30 protein-coding genes are annotated in these 24694 nt (G+C 71.4%); all 30 read left to right on the top strand.

The window, feature by feature from the left end:
* Window positions 1-99 precede the first annotated feature (99 nt).
* Entirely contained in the window at window positions 100-948 is an 849-nt protein-coding gene (locus HZF07_RS18850; RefSeq protein WP_309504846.1) for a sigma-70 family RNA polymerase sigma factor, read from the top strand.
* A 230-nt stretch (window positions 949-1178) separates the two neighbouring features.
* Window positions 1179-1988 (top strand): flagellin N-terminal helical domain-containing protein, encoded by an 810-nt coding sequence (locus HZF07_RS18845; protein WP_157343776.1) that lies wholly within the window; start codon window positions 1179-1181, stop codon window positions 1986-1988.
* A 128-nt stretch (window positions 1989-2116) separates the two neighbouring features.
* The gene (fliD, locus tag HZF07_RS18840; RefSeq protein ID WP_157343774.1) at window positions 2117-3454 is read left to right on the top strand and encodes a flagellar filament capping protein FliD; all 1338 of its coding nucleotides are present in this window, start codon (window positions 2117-2119) and stop codon (window positions 3452-3454) included.
* A gap of 14 nt (window positions 3455-3468) precedes the next feature.
* Window positions 3469-3855 (top strand): flagellar export chaperone FliS, encoded by a 387-nt coding sequence (gene fliS / locus HZF07_RS18835; RefSeq protein ID WP_157343772.1) that lies wholly within the window; start codon window positions 3469-3471, stop codon window positions 3853-3855.
* Entirely contained in the window at window positions 3852-4181 is a 330-nt protein-coding gene (locus HZF07_RS18830; protein ID WP_157343770.1) for a hypothetical protein, read from the top strand. Before fliS ends, HZF07_RS18830 begins: the two co-directional genes overlap by 4 nt.
* A gap of 141 nt (window positions 4182-4322) precedes the next feature.
* The gene (locus HZF07_RS18825; protein ID WP_181645377.1) at window positions 4323-4676 is read left to right on the top strand and encodes a flagellar basal body rod protein FlgB; all 354 of its coding nucleotides are present in this window, start codon (window positions 4323-4325) and stop codon (window positions 4674-4676) included.
* Entirely contained in the window at window positions 4676-5068 is a 393-nt protein-coding gene (locus HZF07_RS18820; protein WP_157343768.1) for a flagellar basal body rod protein FlgC, read from the top strand. Before HZF07_RS18825 ends, HZF07_RS18820 begins: the two co-directional genes overlap by 1 nt.
* A complete protein-coding gene (fliE, locus tag HZF07_RS18815) occupies window positions 5068-5400 on the top strand; it encodes a flagellar hook-basal body complex protein FliE (protein ID WP_157343766.1) in 333 nt (110 codons plus the stop codon). The genes HZF07_RS18820 and fliE overlap by 1 nt, the downstream gene beginning before the upstream one ends.
* Window positions 5397-6995: a flagellar basal-body MS-ring/collar protein FliF gene (gene fliF, locus HZF07_RS18810; RefSeq protein WP_157343764.1), complete on the top strand. Its 1599-nt coding sequence runs from the start codon at window positions 5397-5399 to the stop codon at window positions 6993-6995. The genes fliE and fliF overlap by 4 nt, the downstream gene beginning before the upstream one ends.
* Window positions 6995-8008: a flagellar motor switch protein FliG gene (gene fliG / locus HZF07_RS18805; protein ID WP_157343762.1), complete on the top strand. Its 1014-nt coding sequence runs from the start codon at window positions 6995-6997 to the stop codon at window positions 8006-8008. Before fliF ends, fliG begins: the two co-directional genes overlap by 1 nt.
* Window positions 8001-8684 (top strand): FliH/SctL family protein, encoded by a 684-nt coding sequence (locus HZF07_RS18800; protein ID WP_157343760.1) that lies wholly within the window; start codon window positions 8001-8003, stop codon window positions 8682-8684. The genes fliG and HZF07_RS18800 overlap by 8 nt, the downstream gene beginning before the upstream one ends.
* Entirely contained in the window at window positions 8681-9997 is a 1317-nt protein-coding gene (locus HZF07_RS18795; protein ID WP_157343758.1) for a FliI/YscN family ATPase, read from the top strand. The genes HZF07_RS18800 and HZF07_RS18795 overlap by 4 nt, the downstream gene beginning before the upstream one ends.
* On the top strand, window positions 9994-10437 hold the full coding sequence (locus HZF07_RS18790; protein ID WP_157343757.1) for a flagellar FliJ family protein: 444 nt from the start codon (window positions 9994-9996) through the stop codon (window positions 10435-10437). Before HZF07_RS18795 ends, HZF07_RS18790 begins: the two co-directional genes overlap by 4 nt.
* Window positions 10437-11384: a transglycosylase SLT domain-containing protein gene (locus HZF07_RS18785; protein ID WP_157343756.1), complete on the top strand. Its 948-nt coding sequence runs from the start codon at window positions 10437-10439 to the stop codon at window positions 11382-11384. Before HZF07_RS18790 ends, HZF07_RS18785 begins: the two co-directional genes overlap by 1 nt.
* Window positions 11381-12562, top strand: a complete 1182-nt coding sequence (locus HZF07_RS18780) for a flagellar hook-length control protein FliK (protein WP_157343755.1) — start codon at window positions 11381-11383, stop codon at window positions 12560-12562. Before HZF07_RS18785 ends, HZF07_RS18780 begins: the two co-directional genes overlap by 4 nt.
* 8 nt (window positions 12563-12570) lie before the next feature.
* A complete protein-coding gene (locus HZF07_RS18775; RefSeq protein WP_157343754.1) occupies window positions 12571-13005 on the top strand; it encodes a flagellar hook capping FlgD N-terminal domain-containing protein in 435 nt (144 codons plus the stop codon).
* A gap of 31 nt (window positions 13006-13036) precedes the next feature.
* On the top strand, window positions 13037-13903 hold the full coding sequence (locus HZF07_RS18770; RefSeq protein ID WP_157343753.1) for a flagellar hook-basal body complex protein: 867 nt from the start codon (window positions 13037-13039) through the stop codon (window positions 13901-13903).
* 140 nt (window positions 13904-14043) lie between these two features.
* Window positions 14044-14346 (top strand): flagellar FlbD family protein, encoded by a 303-nt coding sequence (locus tag HZF07_RS18765; protein WP_157343752.1) that lies wholly within the window; start codon window positions 14044-14046, stop codon window positions 14344-14346.
* Window positions 14346-15113: a flagellar motor protein gene (locus tag HZF07_RS18760; RefSeq protein WP_157343750.1), complete on the top strand. Its 768-nt coding sequence runs from the start codon at window positions 14346-14348 to the stop codon at window positions 15111-15113. Before HZF07_RS18765 ends, HZF07_RS18760 begins: the two co-directional genes overlap by 1 nt.
* A complete protein-coding gene (locus HZF07_RS18755; protein WP_157343748.1) occupies window positions 15113-16021 on the top strand; it encodes an OmpA/MotB family protein in 909 nt (302 codons plus the stop codon). Before HZF07_RS18760 ends, HZF07_RS18755 begins: the two co-directional genes overlap by 1 nt.
* Window position 16022: 1 nt before the next feature.
* The gene (locus HZF07_RS18750) at window positions 16023-16472 is read left to right on the top strand and encodes a flagellar basal body-associated FliL family protein (protein ID WP_157343746.1); all 450 of its coding nucleotides are present in this window, start codon (window positions 16023-16025) and stop codon (window positions 16470-16472) included.
* A gap of 93 nt (window positions 16473-16565) precedes the next feature.
* Window positions 16566-17519: a flagellar motor switch protein FliM gene (locus HZF07_RS18745; RefSeq protein ID WP_309504845.1), complete on the top strand. Its 954-nt coding sequence runs from the start codon at window positions 16566-16568 to the stop codon at window positions 17517-17519.
* Window positions 17516-18316 (top strand): flagellar motor switch protein FliN, encoded by an 801-nt coding sequence (gene fliN / locus HZF07_RS18740; RefSeq protein WP_181645376.1) that lies wholly within the window; start codon window positions 17516-17518, stop codon window positions 18314-18316. The genes HZF07_RS18745 and fliN overlap by 4 nt, the downstream gene beginning before the upstream one ends.
* 10 nt (window positions 18317-18326) lie before the next feature.
* Entirely contained in the window at window positions 18327-18809 is a 483-nt protein-coding gene (locus HZF07_RS18735) for a flagellar biosynthetic protein FliO (protein ID WP_157343744.1), read from the top strand.
* Window positions 18806-19612: a flagellar type III secretion system pore protein FliP gene (fliP, locus tag HZF07_RS18730; RefSeq protein ID WP_309504844.1), complete on the top strand. Its 807-nt coding sequence runs from the start codon at window positions 18806-18808 to the stop codon at window positions 19610-19612. Before HZF07_RS18735 ends, fliP begins: the two co-directional genes overlap by 4 nt.
* A 5-nt stretch (window positions 19613-19617) precedes the next feature.
* On the top strand, window positions 19618-19887 hold the full coding sequence (gene fliQ, locus HZF07_RS18725; RefSeq protein ID WP_157343742.1) for a flagellar biosynthesis protein FliQ: 270 nt from the start codon (window positions 19618-19620) through the stop codon (window positions 19885-19887).
* Window positions 19888-19905: 18 nt separating this feature from the next.
* Window positions 19906-20667 (top strand): flagellar biosynthetic protein FliR, encoded by a 762-nt coding sequence (locus HZF07_RS18720; protein ID WP_157343740.1) that lies wholly within the window; start codon window positions 19906-19908, stop codon window positions 20665-20667.
* A 15-nt stretch (window positions 20668-20682) separates the two neighbouring features.
* On the top strand, window positions 20683-21828 hold the full coding sequence (locus HZF07_RS18715) for an EscU/YscU/HrcU family type III secretion system export apparatus switch protein (protein ID WP_157343738.1): 1146 nt from the start codon (window positions 20683-20685) through the stop codon (window positions 21826-21828).
* Window positions 21829-21943: 115 nt separating this feature from the next.
* Window positions 21944-23983 (top strand): flagellar biosynthesis protein FlhA, encoded by a 2040-nt coding sequence (gene flhA, locus HZF07_RS18710; RefSeq protein ID WP_157343736.1) that lies wholly within the window; start codon window positions 21944-21946, stop codon window positions 23981-23983.
* On the top strand, window positions 23980-24297 hold the full coding sequence (locus HZF07_RS18705) for a hypothetical protein (RefSeq protein WP_157343735.1): 318 nt from the start codon (window positions 23980-23982) through the stop codon (window positions 24295-24297). Before flhA ends, HZF07_RS18705 begins: the two co-directional genes overlap by 4 nt.
* The last annotated feature ends 397 nt before the right edge of the window (window positions 24298-24694 follow it).

Below are 24694 nucleotides of genomic sequence, written 5' to 3'. Positions count from 1 at the left end.
GGGCCGTCGGGGCCGGCTCGCCGGCCCCGGGAGGCAAAGACTTCAAGGAATTTGAAAGAAATGCGGACGGGCCCGTCTATGAAATGCACAATTGCCACCGTGACCCATTACAACGACGTCCCGCCGGGCTCCGAGGCGTTGATCGTGGTGCACGTGCCCCTGGTAGGCCACATCGTCCGAGAGACGATGGCCAGGGTGCCGTCCCACGTCGACCGTGACGACCTCAGCTCCGCTGGACTCACCGCCCTGGTGCAGGCCGCACACTCCTACGACCCCGAGCGCGGGGTGCCGTTCAACCGGTACGCCACGACCCGGATCCGCGGTGCCATCCTCGACGAGCTCCGCAGCATCGACTGGGCCTCGCGCTCGGTCCGGCGCCGGGCCCGCGAGCTCGACGCCACCCGCGGCCACCTCGCGACCGTCCTCGGCCGCCCGGCCTCGACCGCCGAGGTCGCCCAGGCGACCGGGCTCAGCAGCGACGAGGTGACGGCCAACGACGACGACGTCGCCCGGGCCCAGGTGCTCTCGCTCCACGCGTCCGAGGACGAGTCGCTCGGCGAGCGCCTCGCCAGCGGCAGCCCCACGCCGGAGGCGATCGTCGAGCACCGGGAGCGGCTGACCTACCTCACCGAGGCGATCACCGAGCTCCCCGAGCGGCTGCGCCACGTCGTCGAGCAGTACTTCATCGCCGAGCGTCCCATGGCCGAGATCGCCGAGACCCTCGGCGTCACCGAGTCGCGGGTCTCCCAGCTGCGGGCCGAGGCCCTCGTCCTGCTCCGCGACGCGCTCCACCACGCCCTCGAGCCGGACCTCGTCGCCGGCCCGGAGCGCCCGGGTGGCGCCGCTGCCCGTCGGCGCCAGGCGTACTTCGCGGCCGTCGCCGCCCGGCACGCTGCCGGCCTGCGCGGCTTCGGCGAGCCGCGCACGGCGGTGAACGCGAGCGCCTGACCACAGGCGAGCCCCGGGACGCCCCGCGTCCTGACCGACGCGAGTGAGGACCTCCGGCGGATCGATGACCACGGTCATCCGATCCGACCGGAGGTCCTTCACGTGGGGCGAAAAATCCTCGAGAAAACGTCGTCGATCTCCTCAGGCGCCTCAGGCCACCGCCGATGGACACGGTGTCGGAGCCCACGGACGGGCTCCAGTAAGTGACACCCCCAGGGAAGGAACCCACCATGGCACTCCGCATCAACCAGAACATCGACGCCCTCAACTCGTACCGCAACCTGTCGGTCACGCAGGGCAACCTGTCGAAGTCGCTCGAGAAGTTGTCGAGCGGCTTCCGGATCAACCGGGCCGGCGACGACGCTGCCGGCCTCGCGATCTCCGAGGGCCTGCGCGCCCAGGTCGGCGGCCTCAAGGTCGGCGCCCGCAACGCCCAGGACGGCATCTCGGTCGTGCAGACCGCTGAGGGCGCCCTCACCGAGGTCCACTCCATGCTGCAGCGCATGAACGACCTCGCCGTGCAGTACAAGAGCGGCACGGTCACCGGCAACACCGACGCCGAGGGCGCTCTCGCGGCTGAGTTCCAGGCGCTGAGCGACGAGGTCGGCCGGATCGAGGACAACACCAAGTTCAACGGTGTCGCCCTCTTCGCTGGCACCGACGTGGACTTCCAGGTCGGCTACGCCACCAGCGACAAGATCACCGTCGACGGCGCGGCTTCCCTCAAGAGCTTCAAGGGTGGCGTCGCTGGCCTGGACATCACCGCGGCGACCGCCTCGGACGACGTGCAGGCGCAGATCAACGCTGTCTCGACCCAGCGCGCGTCGCTCGGTGCGTTCCAGAACCGGTTCGAGCACACCATCAACTCGGTCAACACCGCGATCGAGAACCTGTCCGCGTCGGAGTCCCGCATCCGCGACACCGACATGGCCCAGGAGATGATGAGCTTCACCCGCTCGCAGATCCTGTCGCAGGCCGGCACCGCGATGCTGGCGCAGGCCAACCAGGCCCCGCAGGGCGTTCTCTCCCTGCTGCGCTGATCTCGTCGGTGGGTCGGCCGGAGGCTGACCCACCGCCGGAACCAAGTCCCTGGGGGAGTGCTCGCACTCCCCCAGGGTCGTTTCCGGGGCCCGATCAACGGCCCCGTCTCTCGAGCAGGAGGAATCTCGTGGCCAGCAGCAGCATCAGCGGCATCGCGAGCGGACTGGACACCGCGAGCATCATCGACCAGCTCATGCAGCTGGAGGCGGTCCCGCAGACCAAGCTGGTCAAGAAGCAGACCACCGAGAAGTCCATCCTGACCGCCCTCCGCTCCCTCAACACCGACACGGCGGCGCTCGCCGTCAAGGCGCGCTCGCTCGCCAAGCCGGCCACCTGGCAGGCCGTGCAGGGCACCGCCACCGGCACCGGGATCTCGGTGACCACCGCGAGCACCGCCTCGCCGGCGTCGCTGTCCTTCACCGTCGACCGCCTCGCCGCGACCCACCAGCTCGCGTTCGCCTCCTCCGCCGACCTCACCACCGTGGTCGCTGGGTCCACGGTGACCATCACCGGCAGCGACGGCGTCGCCCACGACATCTCCGCCGGCGGCGGGACGCTCAAGGAGCTGGTCGCCGCGATCAACGGCTCGACCGCCACCACCGGGGTCAAGGCCGCCGCGGTCAAGGTCGCCGACGGCAGCTACCGGCTGCTCGCCGAGTCGGCCATCACCGGCGCCGGCTCCGCCTTCACACTCACCAACGGCGACGGCACCGACCTGCTCGGCGGCGCGGCCGTCCGCGCCGGAGCCGACGCCCAGATCAGCATGGGCCTCGGCATCACCGCGACCTCGTCGACGAACACGTTCGCCGACCTCCTCCCCGGCGTGAACGTCACGCTTGGCGCCACCACGCCCGTCGGCACTGCGGGCACGGTGACGATCGCGCAGAGCCCCGCCACCCTCGTCTCCAACGTCAAGGACCTGGTCGACCAGGTCAACTCCCTGCTGAGCGGGCTCGACAAGGCCACCGCCACGGGCAAGGACGTCACGAGGGGTGTGCTCGCCGGCGACTCGATGGCTCGAGAGCTGCGCCAGTCCCTGCTGTCGACCGTCTTCGGCGACAGCACCGGCACGATGGCGGCGTACGGCGTCCAGACCGACCGCTACGGCAAGCTGGTCTTCGACCAGAAGACGCTCGAGAAGGCCTACGCGGACGACCCGGCCGGCACCGCCGCGAAGTTCACCAGCGGCGCGACCGCGGCGACCGACGGCTGGGCCGCCCGCGTGGCCTCCGTGGCCGAGAAGGCGAGCAAGTTCGCGACCGGGACCATCTCCGCGGCGATCGAGAGCCACACGAGCGCGGTGTCGCGCCTCGACAAGGGCATCGCGGAGTGGGACGACCGGCTCGAGCTCCGACGCGCCACGCTGCGGCGGCAGTACACGGCTCTCGAGACCGCGCTGGGCAACCTCCAGAGCCAGGGCAGCTGGCTCTCCAGCCAGATCGCCAGCCTCCCGAGCTACTCCTGACGGACGGACGACCGATGACGACCATGAATCCTCGCGACACCTACCTCCAGGCCTCTGTCTCGACGGCGACGCCGTCGCAGCTCCTGGTGATGCTCTACGAGCGCCTCGTGCTGGACGTCGAGCGCGCGGTCGACGCGCTGCGCCGCGGCGAGCCGAGCCAGGCGCACGCGCCGCTGCTGCACGCCCAGGAGATCGTCCTCGAGCTCAACGCGAGCCTGAAGGTCGACGCGTGGGGCGGTGCCGCGGGCCTGGCCTCGCTGTACTCCTACGTCCACGGCGAGCTCGTGACGGCCAACATGCGCAAGGACCTCAAGGTGGCGGAGTTCTGTCTCCACGTCGTCAGCACGCTGCGCGACACCTGGCGTGAAGCCGCCCTCTCCCTCCTCGCGCAGCCGGCATGAGCGTCGACCTGAGCGACCCCGATCGCCACCACCTGCACTGGGAGACGGCCCTCGACCGTCTCGAGCTCGACGTCCTCCACACGGAGCGGCTGCTCGACGACCCCGAGGGCGCGGCTCCGCAGTCCTGGGACGAGCCCGACCTGCTCGGACCGATCCCGGCCGACCTCGTCGAGCGGGCGCTGGACCTCCGCCACCGCCAGCTGCGTGCCCACGAGCAGCTGACCGCTGCCCTCGGCACCATCGCGCGCCAGCACGAGTTCGCCCGCCGGGTGGACCGGGCGACCCGTCGCGAGGGCACGTCCGCCTACGTCGACGTCAGCGCCTGACGTCCACGACACACCGGACAGCCCGGTCTCTTCTCTGGATTTCCTCAAGACGCTCGGCCCTCGGCCGATCGCACATCTGAGCACGGACGCTCACCCCCGCCGAAGGACCGGCACCACCCCTCATCTACTCGGAGGACCGGCGTGTCGTTCCACTTGTCCGACCCGGTCGGCGCGATCATCGGATCCGCGCTCGACGGGATCGCGCTTCGACAGCGCGTGATCGCTGACAACATCGCCAACGTCGACACCCCGCACTACCGCGCCAGCAGCGTGGAGTTCGAGTCGAGCCTGCGCTCCGCGATCTCCACCGGCAGCGCCGACGCCGCCGTCGCGCCCACCCTCGTGGCCACCGACACCCCCGTCGGCGCGAACGACAACAACGTCGACCTCCGCAAGGAGACGCTCGCCGCTGTCCAGTCGCAGTTCCAGTACCAGATGCTGACGCGCGCGACCTCGGACCGCTTCGACCTGATCAAGACGGCGGCGGCCTCCTGATGGGCGCCTTCGACGCGCTGAGCATCGCCGGGTCCTCCATGGGCATGCACCAGACCTGGCTCGACGCGCTCGCGAACAACATCGCCAACGTCAACACCGTCGTCAGCACCGACCAGACGGCGTTCCAGGCGCAGATGCCGATCGTCCGCTCCGTGGAGGGTGGCGGCGTCGAGGTCACCGGCATGGCGCTCAGCGACCCGGCCGGCCGGATGGTCCAGGACCCGAGCAACCCGCTCGCCGACGCCGACGGCTACGTCCGCGCTCCCGAGGACGACATGGCCAGCCAGATGACCCAGCTCGTGATGGCCCAGCGCGGCTTCCAGGCCTCGGTCCAGGTGACCAAGGACGCCCAGGAGACCTACCGCAGCGCGCTCGAGATCGGGAGGCGCTGATGAGCCTCCCCGCCATCGAGTCGATCGGCTTCCAGCCGTCGATCATCCCCACGCTGCCCACCGACGGCGCCAGCGTCGTCGGCACCGGCTCCACCAGGTCCGTCAGCGGGTCCGGGTTCGCCGACCTGCTGACCGACGGTCTCGACCGGCTCGAGAAGGTGCAGGACAAGGCCGACGGTCTCGCCGTCCAGGCCGCGACCGGTGACCTCGACGACATGCACGACTACACCATCGCCGCCACCGAGGCCTCGGTGACCACGCAGCTGACCGTCGCCGTCCGCAACCGAGCGCTCGAGGCGTTCAACGAGATCATGCGGATGCCGATCGGATGAAGCAGAACATCACCCGCACGCTCACGAAGCTGCGCACGACCTTCCTGTCCTTCACCATGGGCCAGCGCCTCGTCGCGGTCGTCGGCACGGCGGCGCTGCTGCTCGCCGCGTTCATGGTGTTCCGCTGGGTCTCGACCCCCAACTACGCGCCGCTCTACAGCAACCTCGCCTCCGAGGACGCCTCGGCGATCATCGACGAGCTGGACGCCGCGGGCACGCCGTACGAGCTCGCCGACGGTGGCGCCACCATCATGGTCCCGCGCGACGCCGTCTACTCGACCCGCATCGACATGTCCGGCCAGGGCCTGCCCGCCCAGGGCGGCACCGACGGCTACGACCTCCTCGACGGCCAGGACATCTCGACGTCCGACTTCCAGGAGCAGACCGACTTCAAGCGCGCGATGGAGGGTGAGCTCACCAAGACCATCGAGGCGATCGACGGCGTCAACACCGCCGTCGTCCACCTGGCGATCCCGGAGAAGAAGGTGTTCTCCGACGAGCAGGACCCGGTGACCGCGTCCGTCCTCGTCGACACCTCGGCCGGCACCACCATGGAGCCCACCAAGGTCCAGGCGATCGTCAACCTGGTCGCCTCCAGCATCGACGGCCTCGAGCCCGACAAGGTCACCGTCGCCGACTCCGCCGGCAAGGTCCTGTCGACCAGCGAGGGCGGCGCGCTCGGCGCCAGCACCCGCGACCAGGCGGTCGCCGACTTCCAGAACCAGAAGACCCAGCAGATCCAGTCGATGCTGGACCGCGTGCTCGGCCCCGGCAACTCGACCGTCCAGGTCTCTGCGGACCTCGACTTCGACAAGGCCGTCCAGGAGTCCACGAAGTACCGCAGCAACCCGCGGACCCAGCCGCTGTCGGAGACCTCCAGCGAGGAGACCTACAACGGCGCCGGCGGCGGCACCGGCAGCACCGGCGTCGTCGGCCCCGACGGCCAGATGGACAGCCTCGGCACCGGCGGCGGCACCGGTGCCGACAACGACTACAGCAAGAAGGCGACCACCCGCGACAACGCCGTGGAGACCGTCAAGGAGCACCGCGAGGCCGCCCCCGGCAGCGTGAAGTCGATCCACGTCGGCGTCGTGCTCGACACGGTCGCCGCGCAGGGCATCGACGCAGCCGACATCCAGGACCTGATCACCGCCGGCGTCGGCATCAACCCGGACCGGGGTGACACCGTCGAGGTGAGCACGCTGCCGTTCGACCGCACCGCCGACGACAAGGCCGCGGCCGAGCTCGCCGCTGCCGCGAAGGCGAAGGCCGACGCCAAGCGCATGTCGATGATCCGCAACGGCGGCATCGCCGTCGCCATCCTCGGGATGGTCCTGCTGGCGTGGCTGCGAGCCCGCCGCGGGAAGCGGGAGCGGGACGCGAGGGCCGAGTTCCTCGTCGAGCAGCTGCGCAACGACGCCGCCGAGCGGGCTGCGGCGGCCGCCGCCCTGGACCCCTCCCCTGCGGTCGCCGCGCTCGAGGTCGCCGAGGACACCGCGAACAACGAGCTGCGCCGTGAGATCGAGGCGCTCGCCGAGCGCCAGCCGGACGAGATCGCCACCCTGCTTCGCGGGTGGCTGGTGGAGCGCCCCTGATGACCGCGAACATCGCAGCGATGGGCGTCCGCAAGGCCGCCATCATCCTGATCCAGCTCGGTCGCGACAAGGCCGGCGAGGTGCTCAGCCGCCTGAGCGAGGCCGAGGTCGAGGCGATCTCTGCCGAGATCGCCCAGCTCGAGCTCGTCGACGCCGCCGAGAGCACTGCGGTGCTGGCCGAGTTCGCCGAGATGGCGACCGCCCGCGGGCACATCCAGCACGGCGGGCTCGCGTTCGCCCGCACCATGCTCGAGCAGTCGCTCGGCGCGGAGCGGGCCAGCGAGATCATGGAGCGGCTCCAGGCCGCGGCCGTGAAGATGCCCTTCCAGTTCCTGCACCGTGCCGACCCGAGCCAGGTCCGCACCTTCATCGCGGAGGAGCACCCGCAGGTCATCGCGCTCGTGCTCGCGCACATGACGCCGGACAAGGCGTCGATCGTGATCGCCGGCCTCGCGCCGCACCTGCAGGCCGAGATCGCCCACCGGATCGCGGTGATGGACCGGACCTCCCCCGAGATCATCCGGTCGGTCGAGGCCGCGCTGGAGCGCAAGCTCTCCTCGGTCCTCCAGCCGTCCGAGATGTCCCGCGTCGGCGGCGTCGACCCGCTGGTCAACATCATCAACCGGTCCGACCGCGTCACCGAGCGCGCCATCGTGGACGGCCTCGAGAATCTCGACGCCGAGCTCGCCGACGAGGTCCGGAGCCGGATGTTCATGTTCGAGGACCTCGTGCACCTCGACGACCGGTCGGTCCAGCTCGTGCTGCGCCAGACGAACGACGCCGAGCTCGCCCTCGCCCTCAAGGGCGTCAGCGAGTCCGTGCGCAACAAGATCACCTCCAACATGTCGACCCGTGCGGCGGAGACGCTGATCGAGGAGGTCGACCTCCTCGGGGCCGTCCGCCTGACGCAGGTCGAGGAGGCCCAGCAGTCGGTGATCCGCAAGATCCGCCAGCTCGAGGAGCAGGGCCAGATCATGGTCACGCGCAACAACGAGGAGCAGATGGTTGTCTGACGCGCTGACCGACTCGCATGCCGCGCCCACGTGGCGCAGCGCGGAGCGGCCCGACCTGCGCCAGGGCCGCTGGACGCGCCTCGGCGACGAGCGGATCCTGGGCGACGAAGCCACCGAGGCAGTCCTCGGTCGGCTGGCCGAGCGCACCCGCGCAGCGGCCCAGGCGCAGGGCTACGCCGTCGGCTGGGCCGAGGGCCACCAGGCCGCGCTGAGCCGCGGGGCCGACCAGGCTGCGGTCATCGCTGCCGAGACCGAGCGCCGGGAGCTGGCCCGCGAGCAGGAGCACCAAGCGGCCCTGGAGACCCTGCGGCGATCGGCCGCAGCGCTGTCGGGGGCCGCGGCGGAGGTCGCCGACCGCATCGCGCGGCAGGCCGGCGACCTCGCCCTCGACGTCATCAGCACGCTGCTCGGTCACGAGCTCGCCGCGACCACCGATCCCGGCGCCGCCGTGATCGCCCGCGCGCTGGCGGTGCTCCCGGACGACCCCACCACGCGGGTGCGTCTGCACCCCTCCATCGCAGCGACGGCCACCCCGGCCGAGTTGCTCCCCCACGGCGTGGCGGTCGTCGCCGACGCGACCCTCGACCGCCACGACGTCGTCGTCGAGACCGACACCAGCGCGATCGACCTGCGCATCTCGCAGGCGCTCGACCGGCTCCGGGAGGCGCTGTCATGACGGCGACCGCCGGGCTGCTCAGCCCCGAGACCATCGCCGCCGCCCGGGCCGCGGTCACCCCGTGCGCGCTCGGCCGGGTCACCTCGCTGCTCGGACTCCGGGTCACCGTCGCCGGCCTCACCGCCGCCCTCGGCGACCTGCTCGAGGTCCGCGGCAGCGCCGGCCCCGTCCCGATCGAGGTCGTCGCCAGCGACGCCGGCCAGCTGACCTGCCTGCCGCTCGCACAGACGACCGGCCTGCGGGTCGGCGACCACGTCGAGGCCAGTGGCACCGGCCTGCTCGTCCCCGTCGGGGAGGAGCTCCGCGGGCGGGTGCTCGACGGCCTCGGCCGTCCGCTGGACGGTGGCCCGCCGCTGACGCACCTGCCGCAGGTGGTCGTGCAGAACGACACCCCCAACGCCCTGCTCCGCCCCCGCATCGACCAGCAGCTCGGCCTCGGGGTGCGCGCCATGGACGCGCTCACCGCGTGCGGCCGCGGCCAGCGCCTCGGCATCATGGCCGGCTCCGGTGTCGGCAAGTCCAGCCTGCTCTCGATGATCGCCCGCGGCACCGACGCCGAGATCTCGGTCATCGCGCTGATCGGAGAGCGCGGCCGCGAGCTGCGCGAGTTCATCGAGAACGACCTCGGCCCCGAGGGCCTGGCCCGTTCGGTGGTCATCGTCGCGACCTCGGACGAGCCCCCGGTCGTCCGCCTCCGCGCGGCGTTCCTCGCGACCCGGATCGCGGAGTGGTTCCGCGACAGCGGCCGGCACGTCGTCCTGATGATGGACAGCCTGACCCGCGTGGCCCTGGCGCAGCGGGAGATCGGCCTGTCCGCCGGCGAGCCTCCGGCCACCCGCGGCTTCCCGCCGAGCGTCTTCGCCATGCTCCCCCAGCTGCTCGAGCGCGCCGGCACCTCCCCCGAGGGCAGCATCACCGGCCTGTACACGGTCCTCGTCGAGGGCGATGACATGCAGGACCCCATCGGTGACGCCGCGCGCTCGATCCTCGACGGCCACATCGTGCTCACCCGCGAGCTCGCGACCTCCGGCCACTTCCCGAGCATCGACGTGCTGGAGTCCATCTCCCGCGTCTCGGCGATCGTCTCCCCCACCGGCAGGCAGGACGCCCAGCGGCTGCGCCGGCTGCTCGCGGCGTACCGCAACGTCAAGGAGCTGGTCGAGATCGGTGCGTACGTCGCCGGCAGCGACCCGGACGCCGACGCCGCGCTCGCGCTGATGCCCGCCATCGAGGCCTTCCTGCAGCAGGACATGGACGACGTCACCCCCGCGCCCGAGACCTGGGCGGCCCTCCACGAGCTGGTGGCCGCATGAGCAGGAAGGGGAGCCTCAGCGGGCTCGTCCGGCTGCGCAGCGTCCGCGAGCGCGACAGCCGGACCGGCCTGGCCACCGCGCTGGCCGAGGAGCGCGCCGCTGCGGCACACGCCGCCGACCTGGAGGAGATGCTCGCGTCGCTGCCGATGCCGCGCATCCTCGACCTGGCCGCCTTCCGGAGCCACCAGCACACGGTCGAGATGATCCGCGAGGCCCTGGAGGACGCGCGCCGAGCCGTCGAGATCGCCCGCCACGTCAGCGACGCCGCCCGCGACCGGTGGGTCGCCGACCGTACCCGGCTGAAGGCCGTCGAGTCGCTCGTCGAGCGCCGCGCCGCGCGCGCCCGCGCCGAGCGCGACCGCCGTGAGGTCCGCGAGCTCGACGAGGTCGCCTCCGACCTGTGGCGCCGGACCCTCGTCGCCGTCGGAGGAGGTGCCTGATGAGCATCGCCGAGGTCACCAGCCGGATCGCCGAGATCCGGGCCCAGCTGTCCCAGCTGCAGCCGGCCGTCAGCGCGCCGTCCGCGGCCTTCGCGGGCGCGCTCCAGGACGCGACCAGCTCGCCGGCGACCGCGCGCGTGAGCAGCGCCCAGGGCCGGTCGGTCGTCGACACGGCCAAGAAGTATCTCGGCGTGCCCTACGTCTGGGGCGGCACCAACCCCGCCACCGGCCTGGACTGCTCCGGCCTGGTGCAGAAGGTCTACTCCGAGCTCGGCTACGACCTGCCGCGGGTCTCCTACCAGCAGGCCCAGGCCGGCCGGGCGGTCGGCAGCCTGGCCGAGGCACAGCCCGGCGACGTGCTGGCGTTCGGCTCCCCCGTGCATCACGTCGGGATCTACATCGGCGACAACCAGATGATCCACGCCCCTCGCCCCGGCAAGGACGTCGAGATCTCCTCGGTCTACGAGGCCCCGACCGCGATCCGCCGGATCCTCCCGGACGGCGCCGCCGCGGGGGTCACCGGCCCGACCGGCCTGACGGGCATCGCCGCCTCCGGCCGGGTCGCCGCCGGCACGCCGTACTCCGCGCTCTTCGACACCGCGGCCGCGAAGTACGGCGTGAGCGCCGGGCTGCTGTCGGCCGTCGCGAAGCAGGAGTCCGGCTACGACCCGCGCGCCACGAGTCCCGCCGGCGCCCAGGGCCTCATGCAGCTGATGCCGGCCACCGCCAGGGGCCTCGGCGTCACCGACTCCTACGACCCGACCCAGGCCGTCGACGGCGCGGCTCGCCTGCTCAAGAGCCTGATGGACCGCTTCGGCTCCACGGAGCTCGCGCTCGCGGCGTACAACGCCGGACCGGGCGCGGTGCTCCGCTACGACGGCATCCCGCCGTACGCAGAGACCCAGAACTACGTCCGATCCGTCATGTCGACGATGGAGGCAGCATGAACCCCACCTCGCTCCTGAGCGGCCTCGGGGCCGCCGTCTCGGCCGAGCCCTCGCTCGGCGGAGCCAACGGCGGCGGCCGTGCGTCCGGGTCGGGCACCGCCGACGTCTTCATGGCTCTGGTCGCCGGCCTGCTCGACGGCCAGGGCGCCGGGACGCCGGACGGTGCGACCCAGGCCGACGGCGAGTCCGCGGCGGGCCTGCCCGGCGCGACTGCCGCGACCGGCGCCGAGGGCGGGACCGGGGCGAAGGACGAGCAGGCGGCTGGTGCCGACCTCGCCGACCTGCAGCCCGATGCGACCGACGTGGTCGCCGTGCCCATGGCCGTCCCGACGATCGTGCAGCCAGCCGTGCTGACGCAGGTCGTCCCAGCCGCAGGCCGGATCGACGCCGGCGAGCCGGCCTCCGCCGCTCCGGCCACGTCCACCACCGACGCGGCCGCGGTCGACCTGCCGCCCGCCGGCCCCGCTGCCGGTGCCGACAGCCAGGACGCCGCGGGCCAGGACGCCGGTACGCCGGGCTCCGCGCCGGCCCCTGCGGCCCCGAGCGCGACGCCCACCCCCGCGTCCAGCCCCACCTCCACCTCCGCGTCCGTCACCGGCGCCACCGCTGTCGCAGCGGCCGCGCCCGCGGCGCCCGTCGACGGCTCCCCGGCGCCGGCGGCCCACCGGGTCACCGAGCAGGTGTTCCCGGAGGTCGTACGGGTCTCCGCGGGCACGGCCGACGGCGGGCCCCGCCGGGTCACGGTCAAGCTCAACCCCGAGGCGCTCGGCGAGGTGCGCATCGTGCTCACCTCGCGTCGCGGTGAGCTCGAGGTCTCGCTGGCCGCCGGTCAGGACGCGCGCCGTGCCCTCGTCGAGGGCGCGCCCGAGCTGCACCGGCTGCTCGAGTCGGTCGGCCGCGCGGACTCGCGCATCGTGTTCCGGGACCTCCCCGGCACCACCACCGTGCCGTCGGCCACCCCGGACGGGTCGCCGCGCACCGACGTCTCCACCGACCTCAGCGGCAACGCCTGGTCGGGTGCCGGACGCCCTGGCGGCGAGCCGGCAGCGGACCGGGACGGAGCCCGGCAGCACCCAGGAAGCACCAACGCCACGGACGGCACCACCAGCGCGACTCCCGGGTCGCGGCCAGTCACGACAGCGGGTCGGAGCCACAGCGGCGTCGACCTGACGATGTAGGAGTACGCATGTCCATCCCGGCTACCGAGGCGATCACGCCGTCGGGCCTGTACCAGTCGCCCACCGCGGCGGCCGGCACCGACGCCGACAAGGAGATGTTCCTCAACCTGCTCGTGGCGCAGCTGCGCTACCAGGACCCGTCGAACCCGGCCGACTCGAGCGAGTTCCTCGCCCAGAACGCCCAGTTCACAGCCCTCGAGAAGATGCAGGACGTCGCCGACCAGACCGCCGCCCTGCTCAACGCGCAGGTCGCGTTCGGTGCCGCCGGCATGGTCAGCAAGAACGTCACCTACCTCAAGTCCGACGGCACCTCCGCCACTGGCGTCGTGAGCTCGGTGAGCTACGACGCCAGCGGCCCGATGCTCGTCATCGACGGCGAGAGCGTGTCTCTCGGCCAGATCTCTTCCGTGTCCGCCACCCCCAGCCCGGCTCCGGCCGGCTGACCCGACTTCCTCACCACCCAGGAGAACCACCATGCTTCGTTCGCTCTTCGCCGGCATCAGCGGTCTGCGCGTGAACCAGGTCGCGCTCGACGTCACCGGCAACAACATCGCCAACGCCAACACCGTCGGCTTCAAGTCCAGCGCCACGACCTTCTCGGACACGCTGTCCCAGATGCTCACCGCGAGCTCGGCTCCGGACCCGGCCAACGGCCGTGGCGGCGCGAACCCGATCCAGGTCGGGCTCGGCGTGCAGGTGGCCGCGATCAGCACGAACTTCAACCAGGGCTCGAACCAGACCACCGGCAAGGTGACCGACATGATGATCCAGGGCGACGGCATGTTCGTCGTCCAGAAGGGCTCGCAGACGGTCTACACCCGCGCCGGTGCCTTCTCGCTGGACCAGAGCGGCACCCTGGTGGCCCCCGGCGGCGGCCTCGTCCAGGGCGTCGTGGTCGACCCGGCCACCGGCGACCCGACCACCACCCCGCCGACCGTGCAGAACCAGATCACCATCCCGTCGGCCGACCCGCTCGACCCGACCAACCTGCTGAAGACCTACGAGATCGCCGGCGACGGCAAGGTCACGGTCACCTACGAGGACAACACCAAGGCCGTCGTCGGCCGCATCGCGATCGCGAACTTCACCAACCCGGCCGGCCTGGAGAAGATCGGTGGCACGAGCTTCCGCGTCACCGCCAACTCCGGCGCGGCGGACATCGACGTGCCGGGCGCCGGCAGCCGCGGCGACCTCGTCACCGGCTCGGTCGAGATGTCCAACGTCGACCTCGCGTCCGAGTTCACCAACCTGATCATCGCGCAGCGTGGCTTCCAGGCCAGCTCGCGCGTCATCACCACCTCCGACCAGGTCCTCGAGGACCTCGTCAACATCAAGCGCTGACGGACCCGCGGGCGGCGGCGCCGCCGCCGCCCGCGTGGGCCGAATCGCCCCACACCTCTCAGGTCACTGCGGTGGCCGCCGATTCAACGCTTCGAGACACCACGGACGGTGTCTGTGACGCAGGACCAAGGACGGTAGACATGATCACGCTCACGCGACTCTCGGGGACGGTGTTCGCGCTCAACTGCGATCTCATCGAGCGCGTGGACGCGACGCCCGACACGGTCGTCACCCTCGTCGACGGCAAGAAGTACGTCGTCGCGGAGAGCCTCGAGGACGTCCTGCACGCCGTCCGTCAGCACCGCGGCGAGGTGCTCGCGCTGAGCACGGCCATCGACTTCGACACCTGGGCGCGCGCCGAGAGCAGGCACCGCCACCTGGGCACCGTGTCCGAGCTCCCCGCGGCCCGCCTGGGTCGCACGTCCCACGAGACGGAGGCGTGATGGATCCGGCAACCCTGATCGGCGTCATCGGCGCCCTGGTGGTCATCGTCGTCGCCAACATCATGGAGGGCGGCAGCCCCGCGAGCCTCCTGCTCCTCCCGCCGATCCTCCTCGTGATGGGCGCGACGCTCCTGGTCTCGCTCGCCGGCGGCACCATGGCCGACGCGAAGCAGTCCTTCCGCGGCATGGTCCGCGCGTTCACCGCGAAGGCCGGCAACCCGGCCGAGTTCGTCCCCACCCTCGTCTCCCTGTCGGAGAAGGCGCGGCGCGAGGGCCTCCTGGCCCTCGAGGACGCCCTGTCGGAGATCGACGACCCCTTCCTCACCAAGGGCCTCACGCTGGCGATCGACGGCACCGATCCCGAGGAGGTCCGCGACATCCTCGAGGCCGAGGTGTACGCCGTACGCGCCGAGGCGAAGCAGGCGGCCCGGTTCTGGAACTCCGCGGGCGGCTACGCTCCGACGATCGGCATCGTCGGCACCGTCATGGGTCTCGTGCACGTGCTCGAGAACCTCGCGGAGCCGGAGAAGCTCGGCCACCTCATCGCCGGCGCGTTCGTCGCGACCCTCTGGGGTGTCATGTCCGCCAACGTGTTCTTCCTGCCGCTGGGCAACCGGATCACCCGCCTCGGCGAGCTCCAGGCCAACCAGATGGAGATCGTCATCGAGGGGATCGCGTCGCTCCAGGCGGGCTCGAACCCGCGCGTCGTCGCGCAGCGCCTGCAGTCCCTGCTGCCCGCCGACCAACGTGACCGGGAGGCGGCCTGATGAGCGCCGCCAAGCGCCGCCGCCGTCACGAGGAGCACGAGGAGCACCAGAACCACGAGCGGTGGCTGGTCACGTACGCCGACATGCTGACGCTGCTGATGGTCCTCTTCATCGTCATGTTCGCGATGAGCCAGGTCGACAACGAGAAGTACCAGGCCCTCAAGACCGGTCTCGCCAGCGGGTTCGGCGCCACCCCGTCGATCACCGAGGGCTCGGACTCGATCCTGGACAAGCAGAACGGCGCGATCAGTCCGGACATGGCGTCCGAGGTCGCGCGGGTCACCTTCGACGCGAAGCAGGACGTGACGCGCGCGCTCACGGGCGCCTCCGAGGCCGAGCAGGACCTCGCGGCCGCCGAGCGGGTGTACTCCAAGCTCGAGCGCATCCGCAGGCAGGTCGAGGCCGCGCTCGCCCGCAAGGGACTCGGTGACGACGTCCGCACGGCGATCGACGACCGCGGGCTGGTCGTGAGCCTGGTCTCCAAGCACGTGGTCTTCAAGCCGGACGTGGCGAACCTCAGCCCCCGCGGCCAGCGGGTCGTCGACACGCTCGCCCCGGTCCTGCGCGACATCCACGAGCAGCTCCGCGTCGACGGGCACACCAACCAGGTCAAGGTGCACCCGCGCTACTTCGCGACCGACTGGGACCTGTCCGCCGCCCGCGCCGTGACCGTGCTGCGGCGCCTCAACGAGGTGAACGGCGTACCCGCCCGTCGCCTCTCGGTGACCGCGTTCGGCCACGAGAAGCCGCTCATCGACCCGAGCATCCCGGGCTCCCAGGACGTGAACAAGCGGGTCGACATCGTGATCCTCCCCGATGCGGACAGCAAGACCCAGGAGCTGCTCGGCGAGGTCGCGGCAGCGCAGATCAGGCCCGCGAGCATGACGACGACGCACGAGGAAGGTTGAGATGGCGACCAAGACAGCGGAGAAGGCCGAGACGACCGAGTCGACCGAGTCGGACGAGTCGGTCGGCAGGCTCAAGGGCATCCTGAAGAAGGCCGGCATCGGCGTGGCCGTCCTCGCGGTGATCGCCGGCGCCGCCTGGTGGTTCGTCCTCAAGCCGGCGCCGCCCCCGGAGCCGGGCGAGATCCTGAAGCTCGACGCGATCCAGATCAACCTCGCCGAGGGCCACTACCTGCGCCTCGGACTGGGCCTGCAGATGACGAGCACCGCCCACGAGCTCGACGGCAGCAAGGCCCTCGACGCGGCGATCGACCTGTTCAGCGGGCGCGAGCTGGAGTACCTCCAGCAGAACGTGCGCCGTGCGGAGCTCAAGGAGAAGCTCATGCACCGGCTGGAGGAGTCGTACCACGGTGACGTGATGGAGGTCTACTTCACCGAGTTCGTCACCCAGTGATCCGGGCGGCCGCACTGCGGCCGCTCCGGTGGAGAGCCATTTCGTCTGCGGCCATTTCCTCAACTCGGCCGCAAGGTCGCCGATCCCTCCTTCGTGCCGCCTGCTGACGCCCCCGTCGTACCCCCGGGTCTCGCTGCCGCGAGCCCGGGCGAACGGCGTACCTCGGATCCCGTCCTCTACGACTTCCGCCGACCCATCCAGCTCTCTCGCGAGCACTCGCGGATGCTGCAGCTCGCCCTGGACGGCTTCAGCCGGCAGGCGACCACGGTGCTGACGTCGTCGCTGCGCACCGTCTGCGGTGTCAGCCTGACGCGGATCGAGCAGAGCAGCTACTCGGAGTACGTCGAGGCGCTCGACGCGACGACGTACCTGACGATCTTCTCCGCGGAGCCGCTGCTGTCGAAGTGCGTCCTCGAGATCCCGCTGACCGCCGTGATGACCGCGGTCGACCACATGCTCGGCGGGCCGGGTCGCACCGACCAGCCGGAGCGCCCGCTCACCGAGATCGAGACCGGCGTCGCCCGGGGCCTGATCGAGCGGCTGCTGCGCGAGCTGCGCTACTCCCTCGCCGCGATCGTGAACTTCGAGCCGGTCATCACCGGCGCCGAGTACAGCCCGCAGTTCGCCCAGGCGGCCGGTGCGTCGGACGTGATGGTCGCGATGCACCTCGAGCTCAAGCTCAACGAGCGGACGTTCCCGTTCTCGTTGTGCATGCCGTTCTCCGGCCTGCTCCCCCACCTCGTGCGCGCCGCCGCGCCCGCCCCGGTCTCGGACCGCGAGCGTGCCCAGCGGGCCCGGTCGGCCGCCGAGCTGCGCGGTCAGTTCCAGCGGGTGCCGGTGGACGTGGCGGTCCGGCTGCGTCCCACGACGCTCAGCCCCACCGACCTGGCCGCCCTCCAGCCGGGTGACGCCATCCGGCTCAACCACCCGTCGAGCGCGCCGCTCGAGGTCGTCGTCGACGGCATCAACTTCGCACACGCCACCGCAGGGACCAGTGGGTTCCGCCTCGCCGCCCTGATCGTGGGCACTCCCAAGGAGACTTCGTGACCAACGAGAACAACGCCAAGCTCGCCCTCGCCGCAGCCGCAGCCGGTGCAGCCGTGCTGCCCGCGCCGGAGCCGCTGGCCGTCGGCACCGTCGCTCCCGGCGACCCGCAGGTCGCCGGCCCGTTCGCCAGCGCGGTCGTGGCGGACGTCGAGGGCGCGGTCGGCGGTCGCATCGCCGTGCTGGTCGGCCAGGAGCTCGTCGACGCGCTGGCCTCCAGTCCGCTCGGCGGTCTCGACATCGCCGCCGCGCTCCAGCCCACGCTCGACGCTGTTGCCGCGGCGGTCCACAGCCGGGTCGGCGCCGCCCGCCAGGTCGCCACCGCCCAGGTGGTCCGCGAGGTGGAGGCGCCCTTCACGGTCGCCTTCCTGCACGCCACCTCCATCGCCGCGGCGGTGCTGGTGCCCGACACGATCCTCACCAGCGCCCAGAACGCGGAGCTCGTCTCCGCGGCGGCGGCGAGCGTCGAGCCGGTCTCGGTCGAGGCGGCGGTGCTGAGCGGCGCCGTGCTGACCTCGGTCGGCACGATGGAGGGCTCGCCCCAGCGCCCGCAGAACGGCATCGAGCTGCTGCACGGCGTCGACATGGAGGTCACCGTCGAGATCGGTCGCACCCGGATGACGGTCCGCGACCTCCTCGAGCTCACCCCCGGTGCGGTGCTCGAGCTCGACCGGGCCGCCGGCAGCCCGGCCGACCTGCTGGTCAACGGCCGCCTGATCGCCCGCGGTGAGGTCGTCGTCATCGACGAGGACTTCGGCCTGCGCATCACCGAGATCGCCGTCGACGCGGCAGCGAGCTGAGCCCCGCCTGATGCTCGAGCTCGCCATCCGGCTGGTGTTCTCACTGGCCATCGTCCTCGGCCTGCTGCTCCTCATCGCGAGGTTCAGCGCCCGCCGGTTCCGCGGCGGCAAGGACGCTCTCGTCCAGGTGGTGCACCGCCAGCACCTCTCCCGCGGTGCCGCCGTCTCGGTCGTGACCGTCGGCAGCAAGGTCCTCGTGCTCGGCACCACCGAGCACCAGGTCCGCGTGCTGACCGAGCTCGACCCCGAGGACGTCGTCGGCTACCTCGAGCCCGACCTCACCGACGCGGAGGTCCTGCACCTGACCGGTGAGGACGCCGACACGGAGGGCGTGGAGGACCACGGCGGCGCCGAGACTCCCGCAGCCGTCAAGCCGGCGGCGCGGAGCCTGCCCCGCCCGACGGCCGGCCCGAGCGGCCCGCTCACGGGCTCCGTGCTGAGCCCCGCCACCTGGCGCCAGGCGCTGGCCGTCGCCACCAGGAGGGCCTCGTGATCGCCTCCGTACGCCGCGTCGCCATCGTCCTCGGCGCGCTGGTCGTCACCGTCGTGGTGCCGGCCGTGACGATGCCACTCGCCGCCAACGCCGCTCCGTCCGGCCCGAACGGGCCCGGTGGCCCGTCCGGCACCGGCAGCTCCGACGTGACCATCGGGCTCGACGGGCTCGCCGACAGCCCGAGCACCTCGGTGACGGTCCTCATCGGCCTGACGCTGATCTCGCTGCTGCCGGCCATCCTGCTCAGCTGCACGGCGTTCACGAAGATCTTCGTGGTCCTCGGCCTGACCCGGAACGCGCTCGGTCTCCAGCAGACCCCGCCGAACCAGGTGCTCGCCGGCCTGGCGCTCTTCCTGAGCCTCTTCGTGATGGCCCCGGTCGTCGGCGACATCAACGACCTGGCGCTCCAGCCCTACCTCAAGGGCGACATGACCGCCTCCGTCGCGTTCGACGCCGGCAGCCAGCCGCTCCGCGAGTTCATGCTGGAGAACACCGACGACGACGAGATCGAGCTGCTCACGAACGTGGCGGACCGCGAGGTCCCGGCCACCCGCGAGGACGTGCCGATGACGACGCTGATCCCGGCGTTCGTGCTCACCGAGCTCAAACAGGCGTTCATCATCGGGTTCATCATCTTCATCCCGTTCCTGGTGATCGACCTGGTGGTCAGCGGCGCCCTGATGGCGCTCGGCATGATGATGATGCCGCCGGTGATGGTGTCGCTGCCGTTCAAGCTCCTGCTGTTCGTGATGGTCGACGGCTGGGCCCTCGTCATCAAGTCCCTCGTCGCGAGCTACGGGTAGGTGCCATGACCGACACCGCCATCATCGACATCGCGCTGCACACGATGGTCGTCTCGCTCAAGCTGTGCGCTCCGATCCTGGTGACCGCGCTCGTCATCGGCTTCGCCGTCTCGCTCTTCCAGTCGCTGACCCAGATCCAGGAGGTCACGCTCTCCTTCGTGCCGAAGCTGCTCGGCATCGGAGTCGCGCTGCTGCTGTGCGGCAACTGGATGATGCACACGCTGGTCGCGTTCACCCACGACCTCTTCGACCGCATCCCCAGCCTGCTCGGCTGACGGGCGACCCCGACCTCCATGACCCTGACCGTCTCGGGCGAGCCGCTGGTCGCGTTCCTGCTCGCCTCGGTGCGGATCATGGCGTGGCTGGCCGTCGTGCCGCCGTTCTCCGGGCGCACCATCCCGACCTTGGCCAAGGTGGTCCTCGGCCTGGGCCTCGCCTTCGCCGCGGTGCCGAACGGCGACCAGATCCCGCTCGACACCTTCGGCCTGCTGATGAACGTCCTCACGCAGGTGCTGATCGGCGTCGCGATGGGCTTCGTCACCTACCTCCTGCTCGGCGCGGTGGCCGCGGCCGGCAGCCTGGTCGACGTCTTCGGCGGGTTCTCGCTCGCCCAGGGCTTCGACCCGATGTCGATGAACACCAACACCGTGTTCGGCAAGTTCCACCAGTCGCTGGCGACCGCACTGCTCTTCGCGACGGGCGGGCACCTGATGGTCATCGGCGGGCTGCTGAAGACCTTCCAGTACCTGCCGCTCGGCACCACCCCGGACTGGAGCGGTGCGGACGCCGTCGTGCTGACGGCGTTCGGCCTGTTCTTCACCACGGCCGTGCAGATCGCCCTGCCGATGATCGCGGTCCTGATCATCGCCGACCTCGGGCTCGCGCTGATGACGAAGATCGCGCCACAGATGCAGGCGATGTCCGTGATGTTCCCGATCAAGATCGCGCTCACGCTGCTGATCGTCGGGCTCTCCTTCCCGGTGCTGCCGGGCGTGCTCGAGCACCTGGTCGACCTGTCCAACCAGGCGATGAGCTCGCTGTCCGGAGCCGGGTGACGGGGGTGACCAGGCATGAGCGGTGAGAAGACCGAGAAGCCCACAGCCAAGAAGAACCGGGAGAACCGCAAGGAGGGCAAGGTCCCGCGGACCCAGGAGCTGGGCGCGTGGTCGGCCCTGGCCCTGTTCGCGATGAGCGTGCCGAAGCTGGTCGGGCACGAGATCGTCGCGCTGCGGGACCTGATGGCCCAGTGCTTCGTCGTCAGCGGCAGCGCGGACCTCGCGAAGGCCCTCGACCTCCTCGGCGAGGGGCTGTGGCACTTCCTGGTCGCGACCCTGCTGCTCGGCTGCGGGGTCATGCTGGTCGGCGTGGCCGGCGCGATCGCCCAGGGTGGCTTCTTCATCGCGTCCAAGGCGGTGAAGCCGAAGCTCTCGAAGCTCAACCCGCTCCAGGGCATCAAGCGGCTGTTCAGCATGAAGACCCTCTGGGAGGGCGGGAAGATGCTGGCGAAGTCCGCGGTCGTGGCCGTGCTCGCCTGGGTCGCGATCAAGTCCGTCCTCCCGCTCGTCGGCGGCCTGGTGCCCATGCAGGCGGTCCTCGACAACACCGCAGCGACGGCGCTCTCCCTGCTGCGCAACGTCGCCGTCTTCGGCCTGGTGATGGCCGCCGCCGACTACCTCGTGCAGCGGCGCCAGGTCGGCAAGCAGACCAAGATGACCAAGGAGGAGGTCAAGCAGGAGCACAAGAACTCCGAGGGCGACCCGCAGCTCAAGGGCGCGATCCGCTCCCGCCAGCTCGCCGCCGCCCGCAACCGGATGATGGCGGACGTGCCCACGGCGGACGTCGTGCTGGTCAACCCGACGCACGTCGCGGTCGCGCTGCGCTACGACCCCGAGCGCGGTGCGCCCCGGGTGGTCGCGCGCGGCGCCGGCGTGATCGCCGCGTCGATCCGCGAGAAGGCCGGCGACGCGCAGGTGCCGCTGGTCCGGGACGTGCCGCTCGCCCGCTCCCTCTACTCCTCGTGCCAGGTCGGCCAGGAGATCCCGGCCGAGCTCTTCGCCGCCGTCGCGCAGGTGCTCGCGTTCGTCATCAGCCGGCGCACCAACGGCCACCGCGGCGGCGAGCACGGCACGCCGCGCCCGAACGCGCCGCTGCCCGAGGTGCCGAAGACGCCACGCCGCCGCCGAGAACCCTCAGGCGCGGCACCGGCCGGCCGATAGATCTCCCGGACCCCAGGACGGAGTCACACCCGGTGCCACGGACGGCACGCCCAGCACCGCTCCCGATCGACCCCGTTCCCCTACCCCGGAGGCCCACCCCGTGCCCGTGAAGCGCATGAGCCAGCTCGGAGTCCCCATCGGCGTCGTCGCGATCGTCGTCATGCTGGTCGTCCCGCTGCCGGCCGCCGTGCTCGACCTGCTCATCGCGCTCAACATCACGATCGCGCTGCTCGTGCTGATGGTGTCGATGTTCGTGCACCGCCCGCTCGACTTCTCGGCGTTCCCCGCGCTGCTGCTGGTCCTCACGCTCTTCCGCCTGGCGCTCAACGTCAGCGCCACCCGCCTCGTGCTGCTCGACGGCTTCGCCGGCAAGGTGATCGACACGTTCGGACACTTCGTGGTCGGCGGCTCGTTGATCGTCGGACTGATCGTCTTCGCGATCCTCCTGGTCATCCAGTTCGTCGTCATCACCAACGGTGCCGGCCGGGTCGCCGAGGTCGGCGCCCGCTTCACCCTCGACGCGATGCCCGGCAAGCAGATGGCGATCGACGCCGACCTGAACTCCGGGCTCATCGACGAGGACCAGGCCCGCACGCGCCGCGCCGAGGTGCACGCGGAGGCCGATTTCTACGGCGCGATGGACGGTGCCTCGAAGTTCGTCAAGGGCGACGCGATCGCCGCGATCATCATCACCCTGGTCAACCTCATCGGAGGGTTCGCCGTCGGCGTCGGCCAGATGGGCATGCCGATGGGCGAGGCCGTGACGACGTACAGCCTGCTGTCCGTCGGCGACGGCCTCGTCTCCCAGATCCCGGCGCTGCTGCTCTCGGTCGCGACCGGCCTCATCGTGACCCGCTCGACGAACGACCGGGACATGGGCTCCGACATCATCCGGCAGATCATGGCCAACCCGATGCCGCTACGGGTCGCCGGCTTCGGCGCGCTGGCGCTGTGCCTGATCCCGGGCCTGCCCAAGCTGCCGTTCATCCTCGGCGGTGGCCTGATGCTCGTCGCCTCGGCCCGCGCCGGCGCCGCACAGGAGGCCGCCACCGAGCAGGAGCAGACGGAGCAGGCGCAGATCGCCGCCGCGACGGACACCCCGGAGCTGCTCGCCGCCGAGATCCAGGTCGACCCGCTCGGGCTCGAGCTCTCCGGCGACCTCATCGACCTCGTCGACCCCCGGTCCGGCGGCGACCTGCTCGACCGGGTCAAGTCCCTGCGCCGCAAGATCGCGACCGACCTCGGCATCGTCGCGCCGCCGGTGCGGACCCGCGACAACCTCCAGCTGCCCAGCCAGACCTACGCGATCATGCTCTTCGGCATCGAGGTCGCCCGCGGCGAGGCGCCGCCGGGCACCGTGCTGGCCATCGGCGACTTCCTCGGCTCCCTCTCCGGCCAGCCGACTCGCGAGCCGGTCTTCGGGCTCGACGCCAAGTGGATCCCGGCCGAGCTGCGCAGCCAAGCAGAGCTCAGCGGCGCGACGGTCGTGGACCGCGCGTCCGTCATCACGACGCACCTGGCGGAGGTCGTCACCCAGCACGCCGCGCAGCTGCTCGGCCGCGAGGACGTCCGGATGCTCGTCGACGTCGTCAAGCGCACCCACCCCGTCGTCGTCGAGGAGCTCACCCCGACCCAGCTCACCCTGGGCGAGATCCAGCGGGTGCTCCAGGAGCTTCTCTCCGAGAACGTCGCGATCCGCGACCTGGTCCGGATCTTCGAGGCGCTGTCCCTGCGGGCCACGCGCACCAAGGAGCTCGACCCGCTCGTCGAGGCCGCGCGTCAGGCGCTCAGTGGCGCGATCGCCGCGCCGTACCTCGTCGACAAGGCGCTGCACGTGCTCACGCTCGACCCGCAGCTGGAGCAGCAGATCCTCGAGACGCTGCGGGCCGGCGAGCACGGGATGACCGTCGCGCTCGACCCGGAGTCCAGCCACCAGATGATCACCAACCTCGCGCAGCTGAGCGCCAACGTGGAGAACCAGAACATCCGGCCCGTGCTCGTCTGCGCACCGCAGCTGCGCGCGCCGCTGCGCCGGCTCGTGGGCCCGATCGTCCCCCGGCTCGCGGTGCTCTCCTACCAGGAGCTCATCGGTGCCGAGCAGATCCGCTCCGAGGGCGTCGTCACCGTCGACGCGCACCTGGCGGTGAGCGCGTGAGCCCCTTCTCGTGGCCGGTGGTGCTCGGCACGATCGTCGTCAGCTCGCCCGCGCTGTGGGCCGCCCAGGTGAGCGGCACGCTCTCCCCCGACGTGGCGCTGCTGCGCCTGCTCGTCTGCCTGGGCGCCGTGTGGGTGGCCTTCTCCGTCGTGGCCATGCTCGCCACGCGCACGGTCCAGGCCAACGACCTGGCGGAGGACGCGCTGGCCAGGGCGGCCGCCGAGCTCGAGGAGGCGGCGGCCCGCGCTGCTGCCGCCGAGGCGGCCGCGGCGGACGCCCAGGATGGGGCCGGCGAGGGAGTCGGCGTCGGCTGAGGCCCGCCGTACGTCGACCTGCAGCGGCATGCACGCGAAATGCAGCGACCCGCAGGCGTCGAGCCCCTGGTGGGGCCCGGCTCCGGCGGACGTGAAGGCCGGATCGCCTGCGGGTCGGGTGACTGCTTCGGATTCACCAGCAGCCTTCTCGGAGTGGCTCCACCCCGAGCGTTGCTGATGGGCTGCTAGCGGGCAGCCACCTCACGCGTCCTGAAAGAACTCATTCTTCGGACCACCTCCTTTCCCGTGTGGCACCACGCTAGGTCGGGGCCGCGACGGGTTCAAGGGGATTAACTGGCGGCCGATCGGCCCACTCCTCAGGCTCTCCTGTCACTTCTCAGGCGTTGCATCGGCCGAGAAGTGACAGTTTCACCGGTGCACCGGTGAAACCGTCACC

This window comes from Nocardioides agri, assembly GCF_013778305.1.
Taxonomy (GTDB): Bacteria; Actinomycetota; Actinomycetes; order Propionibacteriales; family Nocardioidaceae; genus Nocardioides; species Nocardioides agri.
This window is presented reverse-complemented; position numbering and strand designations above follow the sequence as displayed.

Bases quoted from the DNA above. Each gene is read 5' to 3' on its own strand.
- HZF07_RS18845 (WP_157343776.1), top strand. From the start codon at position 1,179: ATGGCACTCCGCATCAACCAGAACATCGACGCCCTCAACTCGTACCGC.
- fliS (WP_157343772.1), top strand. From the start codon at position 3,469: ATGACGACCATGAATCCTCGCGACACCTACCTCCAGGCCTCTGTCTCG.
- HZF07_RS18830 (WP_157343770.1), top strand. From the start codon at position 3,852: ATGAGCGTCGACCTGAGCGACCCCGATCGCCACCACCTGCACTGGGAG.
- HZF07_RS18820 (WP_157343768.1), top strand. From the start codon at position 4,676: ATGGGCGCCTTCGACGCGCTGAGCATCGCCGGGTCCTCCATGGGCATG.
- fliE (WP_157343766.1), top strand. From the start codon at position 5,068: ATGAGCCTCCCCGCCATCGAGTCGATCGGCTTCCAGCCGTCGATCATC.
- fliF (WP_157343764.1), top strand. From the start codon at position 5,397: ATGAAGCAGAACATCACCCGCACGCTCACGAAGCTGCGCACGACCTTC.
- fliG (WP_157343762.1), top strand. From the start codon at position 6,995: ATGACCGCGAACATCGCAGCGATGGGCGTCCGCAAGGCCGCCATCATC.
- HZF07_RS18795 (WP_157343758.1), top strand. From the start codon at position 8,681: ATGACGGCGACCGCCGGGCTGCTCAGCCCCGAGACCATCGCCGCCGCC.
- HZF07_RS18790 (WP_157343757.1), top strand. From the start codon at position 9,994: ATGAGCAGGAAGGGGAGCCTCAGCGGGCTCGTCCGGCTGCGCAGCGTC.
- HZF07_RS18785 (WP_157343756.1), top strand. From the start codon at position 10,437: ATGAGCATCGCCGAGGTCACCAGCCGGATCGCCGAGATCCGGGCCCAG.
- HZF07_RS18780 (WP_157343755.1), top strand. From the start codon at position 11,381: ATGAACCCCACCTCGCTCCTGAGCGGCCTCGGGGCCGCCGTCTCGGCC.
- HZF07_RS18775 (WP_157343754.1), top strand. From the start codon at position 12,571: ATGTCCATCCCGGCTACCGAGGCGATCACGCCGTCGGGCCTGTACCAG.
- HZF07_RS18770 (WP_157343753.1), top strand. From the start codon at position 13,037: ATGCTTCGTTCGCTCTTCGCCGGCATCAGCGGTCTGCGCGTGAACCAG.
- HZF07_RS18765 (WP_157343752.1), top strand. From the start codon at position 14,044: ATGATCACGCTCACGCGACTCTCGGGGACGGTGTTCGCGCTCAACTGC.
- HZF07_RS18760 (WP_157343750.1), top strand. From the start codon at position 14,346: ATGGATCCGGCAACCCTGATCGGCGTCATCGGCGCCCTGGTGGTCATC.
- HZF07_RS18755 (WP_157343748.1), top strand. From the start codon at position 15,113: ATGAGCGCCGCCAAGCGCCGCCGCCGTCACGAGGAGCACGAGGAGCAC.
- HZF07_RS18750 (WP_157343746.1), top strand. From the start codon at position 16,023: ATGGCGACCAAGACAGCGGAGAAGGCCGAGACGACCGAGTCGACCGAG.
- HZF07_RS18735 (WP_157343744.1), top strand. From the start codon at position 18,327: ATGCTCGAGCTCGCCATCCGGCTGGTGTTCTCACTGGCCATCGTCCTC.
- fliQ (WP_157343742.1), top strand. From the start codon at position 19,618: ATGACCGACACCGCCATCATCGACATCGCGCTGCACACGATGGTCGTC.
- HZF07_RS18720 (WP_157343740.1), top strand. From the start codon at position 19,906: ATGACCCTGACCGTCTCGGGCGAGCCGCTGGTCGCGTTCCTGCTCGCC.
- HZF07_RS18715 (WP_157343738.1), top strand. From the start codon at position 20,683: ATGAGCGGTGAGAAGACCGAGAAGCCCACAGCCAAGAAGAACCGGGAG.
- flhA (WP_157343736.1), top strand. From the start codon at position 21,944: ATGAGCCAGCTCGGAGTCCCCATCGGCGTCGTCGCGATCGTCGTCATG.